Source organism: Bradyrhizobium sp. Ses1 (genome assembly GCF_059512365.1).
In genome coordinates, this window is record NZ_JCAMOQ010000090.1 from 1 (window position 1) to 15,887 (window position 15,887).

General features: G+C 58.1%; 12 protein-coding genes. 4 read left to right on the forward strand and 8 right to left on the reverse strand.

Annotation, left to right across the window (positions count from 1 at the left end; all coding sequences use genetic code 11):
- Positions 1–236 precede the first annotated feature (236 nt).
- A complete protein-coding gene (cysN, locus tag AC5ZG5_RS43985) occupies positions 237–2,126 on the reverse strand; it encodes a sulfate adenylyltransferase subunit CysN (RefSeq protein WP_456646884.1) in 1,890 nt (629 codons plus the stop codon).
- A complete protein-coding gene (gene cysD, locus AC5ZG5_RS43990; protein ID WP_456646885.1) occupies positions 2,126–3,025 on the reverse strand; it encodes a sulfate adenylyltransferase subunit CysD in 900 nt (299 codons plus the stop codon). Before cysD ends, cysN begins: the two co-directional genes overlap by 1 nt.
- Here cysD and AC5ZG5_RS43995 point away from each other — a divergent pair.
- Positions 2,940–3,272: a hypothetical protein gene (locus AC5ZG5_RS43995; protein WP_496165537.1), complete on the forward strand. Its 333-nt coding sequence runs from the start codon at positions 2,940–2,942 to the stop codon at positions 3,270–3,272. The genes cysD and AC5ZG5_RS43995 overlap by 86 nt on opposite strands.
- 649 nt (positions 3,273–3,921) lie before the next feature.
- On the opposite strand, the gene AC5ZG5_RS44000 is transcribed toward AC5ZG5_RS43995, so the two are convergent.
- Together AC5ZG5_RS44000 and AC5ZG5_RS44005 are read right to left on the reverse strand one after the other, a co-directional pair.
- The gene (locus AC5ZG5_RS44000) at positions 3,922–5,166 is read right to left on the reverse strand and encodes a type II toxin-antitoxin system HipA family toxin (RefSeq protein WP_456646886.1); all 1,245 of its coding nucleotides are present in this window, start codon (positions 5,164–5,166) and stop codon (positions 3,922–3,924) included.
- Positions 5,163–5,471 (reverse strand): helix-turn-helix domain-containing protein, encoded by a 309-nt coding sequence (locus tag AC5ZG5_RS44005; RefSeq protein WP_456646887.1) that lies wholly within the window; start codon positions 5,469–5,471, stop codon positions 5,163–5,165. Before AC5ZG5_RS44005 ends, AC5ZG5_RS44000 begins: the two co-directional genes overlap by 4 nt.
- A 1,238-nt stretch (positions 5,472–6,709) precedes the next feature.
- Here AC5ZG5_RS44005 and AC5ZG5_RS44010 point away from each other — a divergent pair.
- Genes AC5ZG5_RS44010 through AC5ZG5_RS44020 form a run of 3 tightly spaced genes read left to right on the forward strand, consistent with a single transcriptional unit; the run spans position 6,710 to position 9,659 of the window.
- Positions 6,710–8,215 carry a T6SS phospholipase effector Tle1-like catalytic domain-containing protein gene (locus AC5ZG5_RS44010; protein WP_456646888.1) on the forward strand — a complete coding sequence of 502 codons (1,506 nt, stop codon included), beginning with the start codon at positions 6,710–6,712 and terminating at the stop codon, positions 8,213–8,215.
- Positions 8,199–8,981, forward strand: coding sequence for a hypothetical protein (locus AC5ZG5_RS44015; RefSeq protein WP_456646889.1), 783 nt, complete (start codon positions 8,199–8,201; stop codon positions 8,979–8,981). Before AC5ZG5_RS44010 ends, AC5ZG5_RS44015 begins: the two co-directional genes overlap by 17 nt.
- Positions 8,982–9,002: 21 nt before the next feature.
- Positions 9,003–9,659: a hypothetical protein gene (locus AC5ZG5_RS44020; RefSeq protein WP_456646890.1), complete on the forward strand. Its 657-nt coding sequence runs from the start codon at positions 9,003–9,005 to the stop codon at positions 9,657–9,659.
- A gap of 142 nt (positions 9,660–9,801) precedes the next feature.
- Here AC5ZG5_RS44020 and AC5ZG5_RS44025 read toward each other — a convergent pair whose 3' ends face one another.
- The 4 genes from AC5ZG5_RS44025 to AC5ZG5_RS44040 all read right to left on the reverse strand — a co-directional run bounded on the left by AC5ZG5_RS44025 (position 9,802) and on the right by AC5ZG5_RS44040 (position 14,625).
- On the reverse strand, positions 9,802–10,311 hold the full coding sequence (locus AC5ZG5_RS44025) for a cysteine hydrolase family protein (RefSeq protein ID WP_456646891.1): 510 nt from the start codon (positions 10,309–10,311) through the stop codon (positions 9,802–9,804).
- Between the two features lie 61 nt (positions 10,312–10,372).
- Complete coding sequence (locus AC5ZG5_RS44030) at positions 10,373–11,011, reverse strand: acyl-homoserine-lactone synthase (protein ID WP_456646892.1); 639 nt, start codon at positions 11,009–11,011, stop codon at positions 10,373–10,375.
- An 849-nt stretch (positions 11,012–11,860) separates the two neighbouring features.
- Entirely contained in the window at positions 11,861–13,717 is a 1,857-nt protein-coding gene (locus AC5ZG5_RS44035) for an MFS transporter (protein WP_456646893.1), read from the reverse strand.
- Positions 13,714–14,625: an alpha/beta fold hydrolase gene (locus tag AC5ZG5_RS44040; RefSeq protein ID WP_456646894.1), complete on the reverse strand. Its 912-nt coding sequence runs from the start codon at positions 14,623–14,625 to the stop codon at positions 13,714–13,716. Before AC5ZG5_RS44040 ends, AC5ZG5_RS44035 begins: the two co-directional genes overlap by 4 nt.
- Positions 14,626–15,887 lie beyond the last annotated feature (1,262 nt).

The window sequence follows — 15,887 nt, forward strand, 5'->3', positions numbered from 1 at the left end:
CGTCTGGACCAAGAAAAAGGTCCGTCAACGCCGCTTCAAAGGCCGCCGTATCACTCAGCTCTGATTCCGGGTACTAGTATGAAATCAGGCGGGATGTGGAGCCCTATATCGACCATCTGTGAAGCGTTGCTTTGGGCTTACGGCAAGCTCTGCCGATAGAATCTTTCTTTTATAGTGCAAGTTGCGGGAGCTCACCGGCTCGAGTGTTTCGGCAAGGACGGCAAATTTGGCAAACGCTAGCGGCCGCGGACGATTGCGCGGGCCATCAATAGATCGACAACGGCTTGCGCTAGATGCTCGGGCTTCTGCCCCATGGTCTTGAGATGAACTTCCGGTCTTATTGGCGTTTCGTAGGGCGCGTCGACGCCGGTGAAGTTCTTGATCTTGCCGGAGTTCGCCTTTCCATAGAGACCTTTGGGATCGCGCCGCGCGCATTCTTCGATTGGCGTGTCCACAAAGACTTCGATGAACTCCTCCTCAGCAACCAGGTTGCGCACCATATCTCGCTCGGACCTGTAGGGCGAGATGAATGAGCAAATCACGATCAAACCGCTGTCGGCCATCAACTTGGCGACTTCGCCGACACGCCGAATATTTTCAACACGGTCGGCCTCGGTGAAGCCGAGGTCCCCATTTAATCCGTGCCGCACGTTGTCGCCGTCCAGCAGCATGGTGTGGCGCGACATTGCGAACAGCTTCTGATCGACGATGTTGGCAATTGTCGATTTGCCCGCGCCGGACAGGCCGGTGAACCAGATGATGCAAGGCTTTTGATCCTTGAGCGCCGCCCGCTCTCTCTTACCCACTGAAATCGGTTGCCAAGCGATATTGCTAGCCCGCCGTAGCGGAAACGCGATCATGCCGGCGCCGACCGTGCGGTGGGTGTAACGGTCGATGAGGATGAATGAACCGGTCTTGCGATTGACCTCGTAAGCATCGAAAGCCGTGGGCGTTGCGGTCGCAAGATTGCAGAATCCGATCTCGTTGAGGCTAAGCGTCTTGGCTGCCAGGTGCTCACGTGTGTTGACGTCGATCCGATACTTGATTGTAGTAATACGACCGGCGGCCACAGTCTGAGTTCCAATGCGAAGGATGTAGTTGCGTCCAGCAACGAGCGGGTCGTTGTCCATCCAGATTAGATGAGCGGCGAATTGATCGGCGACCTCCGGCCGCTCAGCCGGACGGGCGAGAAGATCGCCGCGGCTGATATCAATCTCGTCTTCGACGACAATGGTGACGGCATCGCCGGCCTCAGCGCGAGGAAGATCGCCGTCCTGGGTGACGATGCGCTTGACGCGTGTAGTCCGTCCAGACGCTGCGACAACGATCTCATCTCCTGCCGAGATGCTCCCGGAAGCCACCGACCCGGCATAGCCGCGGAAGTCCAGGTTGGGCCGATTCACGCACTGGACTGGAAAGCGGAAAGCCTGGCTCCCAGTGTCGGACTGGATATCGATGCTCTCCAAATGATCAAGCAGGCAAGGCCCCTGGTACCACTGGGTGTTGCCGGAGCGGTTGATGACGTTGTCGCCGTACCGGGCGGAGATCGGGATAGGAACGATCGACGTGAAGCCAAGACCGGCAGCAAAGGCCACATACTCACCGACGATCCGGTCAAAACTCTCCTTCTTGTAGTTGACGAGGTCGATTTTGTTCACTGCCAGGACGACATGACGAATACCGAGCAGCGAACAGATGAAGGAGTGACGCTTGGTCTGGACCAGCACACCCTTGCGGGCATCGATCAGGATGATGGCGAGCTGGGCGTTCGAGGCGCCGGTTGCCATATTACGCGTGTACTGCTCGTGGCCGGGCGTGTCGGCCACCATGAACGAGCGGCGCCGAGTGGTAAAGAAGCGGTAGGCCACGTCAATCGTGATGCCCTGCTCCCGTTCGGCCTCAAGCCCGTCGACTACCAGCGCAAAGTCGATCTCATTGCCGGTGGTGCCGTGCTTGGCGCTGTCGCGTGCCAACGCCGTCAGCTGATCCTCGTAAATCATCTTGGTGTCATGCAGCAGCCGGCCGATCAGCGTCGACTTTCCGTCGTCGACCGAACCGCAGGTGATGAATCGCAGTTGGTCCCTCGTTCCGGCCTGGACCAGCTCGGCTGTCGCTTTGGAAGCCATCAGAAGTAACCTTCCCGCTTCTTCTTCTCCATCGAAGCGGCTTCATCGGTATCGATCAAGCGTCCCTGGCGCTCAGATACCCTCGCGGTCTGCATTTCCGCGACGATGTCCTCGATCGTGGTCGCGTCGGAGTGGATAGCCCCGCTCAAGGGATAGCATCCCAGCGTGCGGAAACGTATCATCCGCATCTCCGGCCTCTCGTTCGACTGAAGCGGTAATCGCTTGTCGTCGACCATGATCATTGCGCCGCTCCGCCGGACGACGGGCCTTTGCTTTGCGAAATAGAGCGGGACGACCGGGATCTTCTCGAGCATGATGTATTCCCAGACGTCGAGCTCAGTCCAGTTCGACATTGCGAACACACGCATGGTCTCGCCCTGGCGGATTCGGGTGTTGAAGAGATTCCAGAGCTCCGGTCGCTGGTTGCGCGGGTCCCAAACGTGTCCGGCCGAACGGAAGGAGAAGATCCGTTCTTTTGCGCGGCTCTTTTCCTCGTCACGTCGTGCTCCACCAAACGCAGCATCGAACCGATAGAGATCGAGCGCTTGCTTTAAGGCATCGGTCTTCATCACCTGCGTATGAAGAGCCGAGCCGGAATCGATCGGGTTGATCCCGCGCTCGATGCCTTCCTTGTTCACATGGACGATCAGGTCGACGCCGAGGCGCTTGGCTGTCTCATCGCGGAAGGTGATCATCTCGCGAAACTTCCAGGCCGTGTCGACGTGAAGCAGGGGGAAGGGCAACTTTGCCGGATAGAACGCCTTGATGGCGACGTGCAGCATGACGCTCGAGTCTTTTCCGATCGAATAGAGCATGACCGGCCTTTTGAACTCGGCGACCACTTCACGCATGATTTCGATCGATTCAGCTTCGAGGCGACGCAGATGTTTAGGCAGCACGTGGTTCTTCTTTGATGCAGGATGTCTGTCGTTAGCTGGCGTTTTGACGCAGCGAATTGCGCCCCAAGGCGACAAAGCCATCGTTGCGGAACTCGGGCTTGCCATAGCGCATGTCCTGTCCATCCGGTCCAACAACCTGGCCAGCCGCGAGCAGGACCGCATGCCGGGCATGCCGTATCCCACTCCATCGTCGTGCCAGCCGGGTGTAGACACCCGCCTCGCCTTGCGCAATCAAACAGAGGTTTAGTGACGATCCCGGGGTTCCTTCGTGAACAGCGTGTTTATTGACGCCAGGCTTTGGTGGCCGCATCGAGGTGCGAGCGGCTGATCACAGCGTGGAGACCCGGAGGCGGAGGGCAACGCACCTGGATTGGCTGCATTTTTGCTGAAGGAGGGACCGCCCCGAATAAGATGCGGCTTGTAGGCACTGCTTGCCACAAGGTAACGGTCGTGAAGGCTGGGACATAGCCGCGCCGGGCAAGGGGTTCGTCCTCGATTGACGGTCTATTCGGGATCGGGGTTGCTCGCGGCCGGCACCGTACGCGACGGAGCTCGTGTTAGCTCCGCTCTCGCAGCTAAATCTCAGCAGCACCTCTGCGGCAGCTGTTGAATGCTGCGCTGGGTTTGGTCTCGCTCATAACTCGGCGTTTTGTTGCTCACCAGCCGCATGCAACAGCGTTCCGCGAAGTGGGTCAGCAACCCTCTCGGACAAAACGATCCAGAGGCTTACGCTGCTTCTCTGCAGTATTGGCTGACTTGCTTGTCAACCTCACCTCGTTCTAGATCGCACCATCGCTGCCTGGGCAGGGCTAAAGGGAGCGCATTTGGCAATCACCACTTATCTGATGTCGGGGTCAAACGACGTGTCGTTTCAAGACCTGCCCTATCTGCCAAGTCTAAGGGTCAAGGACGGCCAGCATCTCGTCGATATGAGTGTCGATGCGCGCGAGGACCTGCGCGGGTACAACATCGCGCTCTGGAAGAACCGACCACCTGTCGCGTACGGCCGCCGCAGTCTCGGCCACTGCCGTCAGCACGGCGCCTTCCGGAAGACGGCTGCGGTTCGCGAAGTTACGCCAACGCTCTGGGGTCAGCGCTTTGAATGACTTTTCGCCGGCGAGGCTCAGGGCCAGGCCGTCTTTGGGGATGTAGGGAATCGTGGACAGTACGTCGTAGACAGGTGCCAGTTTCGGCGTCCGTCCGTCTCCGGGATACACCAGCGACCAATTCTTCAGATGCATGTCGCCGTTTCCGGTGATCGCGGTGAGCGCGAGGCGCCGAACAAACTCGATTGCTGAATCGAAGGAGACGCCGCTGTTCAGCGCTACCGCAATGTTATGATAGGCTGCGCTGGTATATTTCTCTGAGGGATAACGGCCGAAGACCTGTGCGAAGTCCTCCATATGCACGCGTGTTCCGTCCGCGCCGCGGTCGAAGCGGCGGACAAGCAGTACCTTGCCCGTAGACATAGTGTTGAACTCTTCCGGAATTCCGGCGAACGCGGTCTTGTCGACGAGCTCCCGCGCCGGCACTTCCATCCCCAGCGCTTCCGCTAAGGCCAGGATTGCAAATTCATTTTCCGAAAGCCCGATGTGCGTGAGGGATGGAAATTTCGCGATGTAGTGGCCTTGCTCGTCGCCTACAGCGAGAGCAATCCGCCCTTCTTTTCCTGTGTTTTTCATAACGGAAAGCTTCATCTGAACACCGGCGAGTGAAAAGCGTGCCTTCTTCTTGCCCTCCCCCTCCGCACCGGCCGGAACAGGACTGCCATCGCTTGGCAGCGCGCGTACAGCTCCTGGCAGGTTGGCCCCCAGCGCGGCCAGGAGATCGAAGTCGTTTCCCGGCCTTACGGACGCTGCATGGTGCTTCTCCATCGCCTCGCGCAGTTTCTCTTCGGGCAACAAGTTGGCGAAGAACGGTGGCAGCGCGCCCCGCACGGGTTTCGGATCTCGGCGGAGGCCACCATCTGCTGAGCGAAGCGAAAGGCTGAAGATCGGCGGATTGTTCAGCGTCCGGTAACTGAGCAAAAGATTGAATGCGTTGTAGTCACCGGGCGTTCGGACGAGCGTCCCGATCGGAAGATTATTCAACGTGATATCGAGCGACTGGATGCGCTCGGCAGCGAAAGCCGTTTGACTCATGCCCCTTCATCCTCTTCGGCATCTGATGTGAATGCGGGGCGATCATCACCGTCGTCGGCGGGTTCCAGCATGGATTGAATAGCGGGCACCATCGCCTGCGGGATCAACATCATTTCCATGCCAAGAGCGCGGGCGACGTTGACGAGCGTCGTTGCACGGGCGGCGGCAGCACCGGTTTCGATGTCCCGATATCGGGGCCTGCTGATGTTGGCCCGCTGGGCGACTTGCTCCTGCGACAAGCCGGCGGCCAACCGTGCCTTTCGGAAGCGCAGCCCGAGCTCTTTGAGCGGTGCGGTAGAGGTCATGATACGTTCTCGGATCACATGGGGCACAATGATACGAAAACATATCAGATGGGAAAAATCAAAATGAATCGTATACGACTCTCAGAGCCAAGAAATGATCCGGTAACGTATCCCACAGGGCAAGCGGGCTTTAGTTACCGAATCAGGGCGTTGCCCTCAGAAATAACCGTGATGAGACCAGCCGGCCCCCAGTCAATGACCCCGAGTTGACCCTTACTCGCCACATGCTGCTGATCCTTCGCGGAGCGGCCCTCAGGCAACACTGTTGTCGCATCACAAAACTCCGGTGGCCGGGGGTGAGGCGGTCGTTGCCTGGCATAGCCCGCGGCCGGAGGGGCTCCAGTGCCGCCACCGCTTGTTCGATCTCGCAGCTGACTTGCCCCGCGCCCGATCGATCTCCTGTTGAACCCGCCACCAAATTCAGAAAGCGGTTCGGTGACAGCATTATCTAAATAGTGCATCGGCCGGTTAAGATCGTCATGCGCCGCAGCTACCGCGGCCAATTCGCCTCGTCTGGCAATCAGATTAGCCTTCTGCCGTTACTTAGCAATCGGCACAGTCGAGTGCCGTCGCTTCCTCGCCACGAGACGCTTATGGCCTTGCATACACGGCGCGTCCCAAGGACTCCCGATGTCCTCGGCTCTGTTCCGAAGCATCGTATGCAAACGCAAGATTCTCCAACATCGCGGCCGGCATCGCTTCTCGTCAAGACCGCGGCCGATGTAATCGAAGTGCTTCGATGTCCGATCTGATGCATCACGTCGGTTTGGAGCGACATTCCAAACGAAACCAGTTAGTGCCGCAAGTAGCGCGATGATTGAAGGTGATCGATCCTGCTCCGCGCCATCCGAAATGTATCTTCTCACACGCATGCTCAGCTTGAAAGCAGGATCCCAACCAATCCATCTTGCCCCATCCTCGCAAGAAATGCGCACATGAGTTGAAAGTGGTGTTGGGCGATCGGTGGCAGAATCTCTAATGGCGAAGCCCGACGTGACCGGCTCGCGCTTAGTTGACGGCACGCATTGCCTGAGCGCCGCCCGAACAGCCAGGCCAAGACTCTTCGGCTGCCTCCTCGCTTTCGTATTTGAGAACCGCAAGCGTGATTGCCACTCCATGATCCAGATGATCCTGTCTCGTCGCGGCGACAACTCCGAAAGTAAACCAGCTCACATTCTCCCCTGCACAATCCATGATATGAACTGTTCGTTGACGCGCACTTTAGGGGATAGCGTGCAATGCCGAAGAATATCGTCATCTTCTCCGACGGCACTGGTCAGGCCGGCGGCATCAATTTCGATGAAGCACGCACCAACGTCTATAAGCTCTACCGGGCTTGCCGCGTAGGCCCCGACACCAAGATCGAACCATCAGAGCAGGTCGCCTTTTACGATCCCGGTCTCGGCTCGGCCTCCGACGGCGGCCATTTCAAGATCGGCTGGATGAGATGGCTCTATAACCTCGCCAGCAAGGCGACAGGGCTCGGCATCACCAGGAACATCGTCGATTGCTACGCGGCGATCATCGGGCTCTACGAGGAAGGTGATCGCATCTATTTAATCGGCTTCAGCCGCGGGGCCTACACGGTGCGCTCGGTCGCAGGTGTGATGGCCTATTGCGGCATCCCGCGACATCTGCCTGACGGCTCTCCCCTGCGGCGTGACCCGAAGAGCATCCACAAGCTCGCCGAGCATGCGGTCAAGCATGTCTATCAGTTCTGCCCGTCCTACAGCCGAAAGGACCCCAGCGGCTACCGTCAATTCCTGCTGGAGACGCGCGACGCCATAGCAGCGGAGTTCAGGCGCCAATACGGGAGTTCGCAGACCGTGGACGCCGTCGAACAGGCCAATGTGTTTCCGTATTTCATCGGCGTCTTCGACACGGTTGCCGCTCTCGGCCACAAATACCTCGGCCCAGCGCTCGTGGCGCTTGGCATTGCCCTATTGATCGCCCTGCACTGGCTCGGCAGCGTCTTTCCCTGGGCCGGATGGGGCGCCTGGGTTCTTGGCTACATGGGCCTCGCGACTGCGCTGATCGCCTTTCTTACGAACTATCTCAAGATCGCGCCACCCCTGCCGGGCTATGGCTTTTTCAAGCGGCTGCGGACGCTGCACTTGGCGCCCCCCAAGCACAAGTTTTACGACACCACAATGAATCGGAATGTCGGCTATGCCAAGCACGCGATTTCGATTGATGAGAATCGCGCCGATTTCAAGCGCGTCAGCTGGTCACCGACTGCGGAGAAGGAGGACGAACGAGACGCGCACGGCAACCTGTATTTCGAGCAGGTGTGGTTTCCGGGCGTGCACGCCGACATCGGCGGTGGCTCCCTGGAAAACGAAGCCAGGTTATCGGATGTGGCTCTCAGATGGATGGTCGCGGGCGCGTCCTTAATTCCAGATGGTCTCAAGCATGATGGCAGCGTTCTGCGGCTTTCGCCGGATCCGAGAGGTCCCCAACACAACGAACAGGCCGATGGCTTTCTGAAGGCCGGTCTGCGTCGTCTCCCAGTGGACGCCGAGACCGGCGTGTCCACCTCACCCATGCATACATCCGTCTACCAGCGATTCGAGGCGGGACCAGTCCTGCTGTACGACCGAATGGAGGACTATCGTCCGGAGAACATGCGCGTTCACGTGGATTTCAAGCATTGCTTCGATCATAGCACGAGGCAGGCGCCGAAATACGTCGCTGATGATATTGAGTTGAAATGGGAGAAGGCGAACTATGTCGGTCGCCTCTAGAAGAGCCGGGTTTGCCGGCAAGATCGCGCTAGCAGTGGGGATTGTAACGCTCTCGGCCGCCAATGTTCGCGCCGTGACGCTCAAGCCAAGGACCTTTCCGGTAAAAGTGCTAGGGATACAAGTCGATGTCCCAGTCACAATCGCCTTCGATATGAAAACTGAAGGCGATGCTGTTGTGCTGCAACTCGGCGCGGAAGGGAGCCTGAAGGGCCTCCAGGAGAACGCACTGCAGATTGCCCGCGCCCTGCCCGTACCCCGCGGGAACTGTGACAGACAGGGTATCAATCCGGTCGTCAATAGTATCGATGAAGCCTCGATCGCAGCAGACGGGGACACAGCCGTTGTCGCGATCAAGGGCCATGTGACGGCCTGGGTGTGCGCCAAGCCCGCAGGTATGACGGTGAAAACCGAAGGCCCGCGTGACAGCGTATCAATCACCGCCACGGTGCGCGTCGCCGTTATCGATGGAAAACAGCTCGGCCTTGAACTCGTCGGGCCTGTCACGGTCAAAGCTGGCAGTGCTCTAACTCAAGAAGCAATCCGACTCTTCGCTGGCGACATCAACGCCTCAGTAGCCAATGCCTTGGGGAACGCCCTCAGTGCGGAAGAGGCGCGCGCCAAGCTGCCGAGCTTTCCAGGTCTCGACGGTTCGATTACCGGTGCGTCGTTCGCAAGTGACGGCGGCGCCCTGCTGATCCGAGCGCATGGCAACGCACGCATGACCAGCGAGACCTTCAATTCCCTTCTCGACATGATGAACAAGTAGGCCGCCATGACATCGTCCCAAATGAGTAAGGTCTGGTCCATCGTCAGTCTGTTCCTTCTCTACTATGCCTTAAACTCGTATCTCGTGACGCAAGGAGGAGAAACCATTTTTGGCGCGACGCTCATTGTGAAGTCGCGTGTGCCGGCGGGCTTTCTGGCGATTCCAATCTGTTCCTTTCTGCTGCTGTTTGCGTCTTTAATCGGCATCGTATTCGCACGGCGAAATGGGCCTCGTTGGGCCGACCGCATTCCATTGGTCGGCTTCGAGCAGCTCGACATGACGAAGGTCGAAGCCAAAGTCTACCAAGCAGCGATGCTGGTTTTATTGTCGCTTATTCCAGCCCTGACGCTGATCCATTTCTGGCGAGTCGCGGCCCGCGCTCAACTTGTCACGACCGACCCGCAGCCGGTGCGTATTCCGGGCGGAATTTGGGATTGGCGGGCTCTGACGTCGTTGGACAATCCTGCGAACATCTGTAGCGAGGTCACGCAAAAGGCTTCCTCGATCGTCTGTGAAGGACGCGCCACGATCCTGCCTGGTCTTGAGCCCACAATCTTCGCCGTGCTGACGGCAGCTTCCGTCTGCGCCATGATAGCGTTCTGGTGGTTTGTGATGAAAGGTATGAACCTACCGCGAACAGACTCGCACCTGCTCTCCGAAGCGACCAAGGGGAGCTAAAGAAACTGGTCCGGTTCAGGCACCACCAGGCGCATCCGCCAAGCCGACGGTCTCTCAGCGGATCGGGTGATGCGATATGGAGCCCCGGGTGCCGGTTCACGAGAACCAGGGTGGCCCCGCCTCAAGAGCCCGACGATCCAGCTCACGATAGAAGCTGCTGCACTTTTTGCATCAAAAGCGGATTGTGCAGACATACCGCCCATTCCAGCAGCGTCTGGCGCAACGTGGTCGCCAAGATGCCATGAAGCGCCAGCCGATCGAAAACGAGTGATCGGTCCGCGCCAGTACGCACAGCGATCAGGTCCGATAGCAAGCGTACATCATATCCGCGCTCAGCCGCCTGCAGTGCGGCAATGAATATCTCCTCTTCGAGCCAACTTCCTGCGAAGAAAATAATTCCGGTTTCGCATGAAGCCAGATTGTCTGTAAACCGTTGGTCGCGCCAAATGGAAAAGGCGTCAACGTCCAGCTGCGTCATGGATTTGACGAGTTGTTGACCACCATTAATCCCAAATGGCTCGCATTCACCGATGAGGGTCGACGGGACGGCAAATATCTCCAGGCCTGTCTGCAGCAATGAGAAACTGACGTGCCGCGCGGCAAGACTGGCCGAAGCCGGCGTTCCGCCGCGCGTCAGATTGATCAAAACCACCCGACTATGTCGTGGGTCTGCGAGCATCTGATGACCTTTGTTGGACGCTGCTCACGAGGGATCAGGCGGCCGCGTTAGCTGGAGCCGGTGACACAAGCACGGGGCCATTGATGTCGGCTCGTTCGTACATCCTGTGAAGCGTTTGTTGGGATATGTCGAGAAAGCCGGCGACCGCCATAGTGGATCCGACCTGCTGCGGAGCAGCGATCCGCCTCAATGGCCAGTCCGCTCGGCGGAGAATGCGCTCCATACGTGTATCAGTGACTGTCACGATGCTGTCGGCGCGCGCCCCGCGTGCCGCCTCCATCATGGCGGCGAAGAGGATAAACGTTGCGCGGTTGAGATTATTAGCCGCCTGGTCGGCAACAAGCCTGGTGTCGACGCAAAAGCGCGAGCTTTCGAGAACTCTTTCCTCGCACGGCGCTTGCGTCCCACCGAGGAGAGCGGGAAAGGTGTCGGCCAACATGGTTGGCCCGGTTGTCGGAAGCAGGCGAACCGAACCAACCGGCTCTCCAGCGTCTGCCACCAGAATGAGATAAGTCGGCCCGAGAGTATCATATAGATCGAGCTCGAATTGATCCGAGGCCGACACCGACCAGTCCAGCCTTTCCTTGAAGACACGACGCCGCAGCCGATACATCGCCGCGAGCAACTCCAGATGACGACCAAATTGAGAGGAGTGAAGTGCGATGGCCTGCATTACGACCTCCTGAAATTATTCGGGAGACCTCAAAAGCAGAAAGAGAGTTGCTAATCTCCTGTAATATTTTACAGGTACCCCCTGTTCAGCTTGATTACGTTGGACTTTTTGGACAAAACACAACATGCCCCGCTTTCACGAGCACGGGTTCCTTGGGCATCTCGCGAGAAGGGAGGCTTTGGATCGTGAGCACAACAAGCCGCGTGGCTAGGACGTGGGCGACGCATTGGACGGCGGATGCTGCACCGAGTTTGCGCCGCGCGTTCTTAATGAAAGACGACTGTGCGCCTTGCAATCTGGACCAGCACCGTGCCTGCGCGGTCGATGCGAAGCATCGATGCTCGCGCTAAGTGAGTTCACTTTCCGCCAGTAGATGGCACGTCAAGTCTGCGGCGAGATGAGTGTGTGAATGCGGCCGTTCGTCCAACTCCGCCCTGTTCGGCACGGTAATGCGTGATCTAATCCCGAAGGCGCCGCTTGATTATAGGACCGCCGCTGCTCGCGACTTCGGGCCAGGGTTGAGGCCACGCCCTCCAGCTGCCGGTGGACCTGCCGGCGTCATTCGATGGCGATCCATTCGGGCAGGCTTTCGTAAACTCGGAAAGGCGGTGCGAACGCTTGCCTGCGAGAGCCAGAGACTCTCTTGCCATCAATCTTGTTGTCGATTTCCGTGAAGCGTTTCAATCGCCCGCATGAACAGCCTTTCCGTATCTTGAAAGTATCAGTTCTTTAGATCGTAGAGGACCTAACTAACGCCAAGGCATGCGCGAAGCTTCCAACTTTCATCGCTCGTCGTGTCTTTTGCGCGTTGTCAGGCGTTGAAGCGTGAAGCTGCCGCTGAACTGAATGTCAGCCACCAGTTGCGCCAGCTGAAGGATATTTCTCGCCGATAATCAACCAGGACCATGCTCCGATCTGAATGGCAAGGTTTACTGCGAAGGCGGTCTGGTAAGCCACTTCTGGGTAGTGGCCCTGCTGAGGCGTCCAGTGCTGAACCACCAAGCCGATCAGACACTGCACCAGAAAAGCCCAACCGATGTGAAAGAGGTTGAGCGCCGCGCTGGCACGTCCAGCAAGCTCTTTTGGGAAACACTCGGCCAAAACCGCGTAGCTAAGGACGGTCGCCGCGCCACCGGCAGCGACAATCATCCACGGAACAGATGATGGTACAGGTACTCGCAGGACGACTGCCAACTGGGCTAGGAAGAATAGAACTGCGACGCACCCCAAGAGCGCTCGTGGACCTATCCCGTATCGACGAAGCTTTTGAGCCGCAACACCTAGAACCAGGGCGCCCACACTCGATGCGATCGCCATGACAAAGAGATGGCCAAGCAATTCCGCTCGGTCGAGGCCCTCGACATCGGAGAACCACTGGGCAGCCCACAGTCCCTGTAGCGCCCAGGCCGTACCAACGCAGGTCGCAGAGAGCGGCGCCAAACTCCAGAAGCGAGGATCTGTATAAATCATTCGCAGTCCGCTGCTGGCCCCGTTCGCTGCCGATGACCACCTACCCTTTGGCACCAGAAGGAAGATTGCAAGGGCGCATCCAACGGATGCGATGGCTAGGAGTTCGAAGAGGCCCCGCCACCCGATCGAAACGACCAGGTATTCGGCTGGCAACGTTGCCGTCACGGCGCCTAAGGCACCCAGCATGATCATCAGGCCATTAAGCAGCGGGACCCGCTCGGTGGGAAACCAGAAAACGACGGCCTTCAATCCGGCTGTCAATGCCGCGGAAGCGCCGAAGCCAATTAACGCCCGGCCGAGAAGGAGAAGCAAAAAGTTGTCGGACATGGCAAATAGCGCTGCCCCGGCGGCTGCTGCCATCAGCACAACACTCTGGATTCTCCGTGGACCGTATCGGTCCAACAACACTCCGATAGGAATCTGGGCGAGCGCGAAGGTCAGGAAGTAGATGGACGTCAGGAGGCCGAGGTCGTCGGCACCCAGGCCAAACTCATAGCTCAGTGGTGCAGCTATGGTCGCGTTGATAGTACGAAAGAGAAAAGAAAGGTAGTAAGCTGCGACGAAGGGCAGGAATACGCGCAAAACTAACAGCCGATCTGGCACGAAGGCTCGTGGCCGCTGCGGCCCTGTCGCCAGAACTGGCCGCAGTATCGGGCCAACCATTGTTCGCTCTGCCCTTGTGTCGGGTCCGCACTCGCAAGCTGCATCTCGGGTTGCCGGTGGACGTTGTGGTTTGTTGCAGGCGACAGTCGGCGCATCACCCTTTGGTTGCGGGTGTGTGGAGCGCGTTGCCCCTTCTTGCCTCACCGGTTGTATTGCAACATGGTCCGGATCAGTCGAATTCACCCGCTCGATTGTTTCCTGGATGAGCGACGTTCTTAGATGGACCCGCCTTGTCACTTGTGCGGCAAATTCCTCAAAGCGCGTCAGTCCCAGGGTGCAGGCAGCAGGTTGTTCGGCAGCTGCGAGCGGGGGCGTAACGGCGAGAAGAAATCGAGCCTGAAGCGCAACAGTCTCCCTCACAATGCGCAGATCCTGATGAAGGTGTTCGAGGTTCCGCTGGATGGCGCTCAGCCGGCCATCAAGCGAGGCCTCCTCAATGTCACGATCAGCATCGAAGAACTGAGCGAGCGCAGCCTCAATGATCGCCGATTTGGTCGCTCCGGGACGTTGCGCTGCGACTGCGAGCCGCGCGGCGACGGGATCGGAAAGATGGACGCGGATCCACGGCTTCATGGAAGCGCTCCGTCGAAATCCAATCGAGCGGCCGTTGACGTCTCGTGTTCCAAGGACTGTTTCCGCGGATCGAGATGACCCCAGCTGCCTCTCTCGACGGCGCCGAAGAAAGCTTCGACTTGTGCGTTAAAGGCCGCAGGTTCTTCGAGATGGATGGCATGACCCGTATTGGGGCACACCCAAATGCCGGCGGCGGGAATTGTGGATTTGAGCATCAAGCCGGTTTCTACACACGGCTTGTCTTCGTCACCCACGGCGAGCAGCACCGGGACCGTCATCCGTGAAAATTCATTGCGGAAATCGTACAAAGACGGTCGCACGGCTTGGCACCGGAGCAACGTATTCGACATCCCCTGCGCCGAATGCTGCTTGAGCCGGTCTACAAATTCCTGCCAGCCCTTCGGATCCTTGTGTTTCAGTTGAATTCGCGTGGAGTGGCGCGCCATTTTCTCTGCCATGGCAACGACACCGCGCGCCGCCAACGCGCGCGCGAGAACAGAGGTGTTCTTCAGCCACCTTTCGCGATCCGAGGCTGGAGATCCCGCCCCTGCTCCGGCTGCGACAATCGCGCTGCTCGCTGCGCGGTAGCGCAACCCGAACAGCAGAGCAGCATAGGCGCCCATGCTTGATCCGACCACGTGGGCTTGGCCGATCGAGAGATCGCGCATGACAATGCCGATATCCTCCACCGCGACATCCCAGCCATATATGGCAGGATCATCAGGAACGTCGCTCGGCGGATATCCACGCGCGTTGTAGGCGATGCACCTATAGGTACGCGAAAAATAACGGATCTGCGCTTCCCAGCTGTGCAGGTCAGATTCGAATTCATGAACGAAAATGATTGGATAGCCCCGCCCGTATTCCTCGAAATAAAGCCTTATTCCACCTGCTTCGACATAAGGCATCGCCACCGCCCTTCTTGGAGCGTCGGCAAGACTTTGCCGCGCATCGAATGGCGTTGTGGATGAGCTTGGCTAAGAACGGAGGTGTCGATTACCGGCGGGTCGGATTTCGACACACATCCCGTCTGACGCGCTTCGTCCAGGTCGCTTGGGTTTATGTGCGGGAGCCCTTGAGCTCTCCCAAGACGAGGCCAAGGCGTTCAGCTATATCGTAAAGCATGGGAGCGCTTCGCTGTTGTTTTCGAGAGGGGCACGTGTCTGTCGAACAGCCCCCGCCGAGAGGGAGCTTAGACGCATAGGCCTTGACGCTTTGGCCGTACGGCCGATCCCAGGTGGATTCCGGCTTCACGAGCACAGTTGATTGATCATTTTCTCGACCTCCACCTCCCGCTCACCTAGTTCATAGACATCTTTGAGGAAATCGAACGCTTTTGTCTTGGGAATGATCGCACTGTAGGAGCGCATTATCGCTCCCGCCGAATGGTCGTCTTCGGTATCATCGTAGCATCGCACTCTGTCACCATGACTGGCCGAACGCGCCCCCTAACCCGGCTGCTCTATACTACGACGTATTGTTACGCGTCTTGTGCCGTAGGCGGGTATTATGCCAGTGATCGGCGCCGGCCGAAGCCGAAGAGGCTTCCTGCCAGGACTACGCAAGATACTTGAAACAATACGCCTAAAAGCTCTCTGCTTCTGATCGCGAAAGCCACCCTCAGGTAATTCGTGAACCACCGAGCTCGTTGCGTAAGAAATGACGGAGATCGTTCCAAACGTGAATGCAAAGGCTGGCATCCACTCGATTGCGTCAGTGATGTAGTCATGCGCTGATAGCAGCGTTCGAAAGTTTGGACCGATGATGCTGAAATAGCCCCATTCGTGAAAGCAACGAGAGAACGAGAGTAACGCGATCACCTTGGTACCGTTTTCGAGCACCCATTGCATTCTCACCGCCCGAGCCACTGGTGGAAATCCGAAACTGCTTCGGTTGCCAATCGTGGGCGCGTCGCGCGTAGTTCATTAGTTGATCTATTTAAGGATGTCACGGCAATAGACGCTGCACGGTCTCCTATTAGGCTGCGACTTTAGTCAGTACCTGCGGTCAGAGAGGTTGCGGATCGTCGTGGAGCGCGATCGGTGATACTTTACCAATCATGACGACAGGGCTCACATAAGTCGACAAGAGGGCCTAGTACCCACTTTTCTTGGATCGTGAGTCGTGATTCAAGATATGGATGATCCCCGAAGCAAGAGAAGTCCACCTT

Excerpts from the sequence above, each read along its gene's own strand:
- AC5ZG5_RS44010 (WP_456646888.1), top strand. The coding sequence starts at position 6,710 with ATGCCGAAGAATATCGTCATCTTCTCCGACGGCACTGGTCAGGCCGGC.
- AC5ZG5_RS44015 (WP_456646889.1), top strand. The coding sequence starts at position 8,199 with ATGTCGGTCGCCTCTAGAAGAGCCGGGTTTGCCGGCAAGATCGCGCTA.
- AC5ZG5_RS44035 (WP_456646893.1), bottom strand. The coding sequence starts at position 13,717 with ATGAAGCCGTGGATCCGCGTCCATCTTTCCGATCCCGTCGCCGCGCGG.
- AC5ZG5_RS44000 (WP_456646886.1), bottom strand. The coding sequence starts at position 5,166 with ATGAGTCAAACGGCTTTCGCTGCCGAGCGCATCCAGTCGCTCGATATC.
- AC5ZG5_RS44020 (WP_456646890.1), top strand. The coding sequence starts at position 9,003 with ATGAGTAAGGTCTGGTCCATCGTCAGTCTGTTCCTTCTCTACTATGCC.
- AC5ZG5_RS44040 (WP_456646894.1), bottom strand. The coding sequence starts at position 14,625 with ATGCCTTATGTCGAAGCAGGTGGAATAAGGCTTTATTTCGAGGAATAC.
- AC5ZG5_RS43995 (WP_496165537.1), top strand. The coding sequence starts at position 2,940 with ATGACCGGCCTTTTGAACTCGGCGACCACTTCACGCATGATTTCGATC.
- AC5ZG5_RS44005 (WP_456646887.1), bottom strand. The coding sequence starts at position 5,471 with ATGACCTCTACCGCACCGCTCAAAGAGCTCGGGCTGCGCTTCCGAAAG.
- cysN (WP_456646884.1), bottom strand. The coding sequence starts at position 2,126 with ATGGCTTCCAAAGCGACAGCCGAGCTGGTCCAGGCCGGAACGAGGGAC.
- AC5ZG5_RS44030 (WP_456646892.1), bottom strand. The coding sequence starts at position 11,011 with ATGCAGGCCATCGCACTTCACTCCTCTCAATTTGGTCGTCATCTGGAG.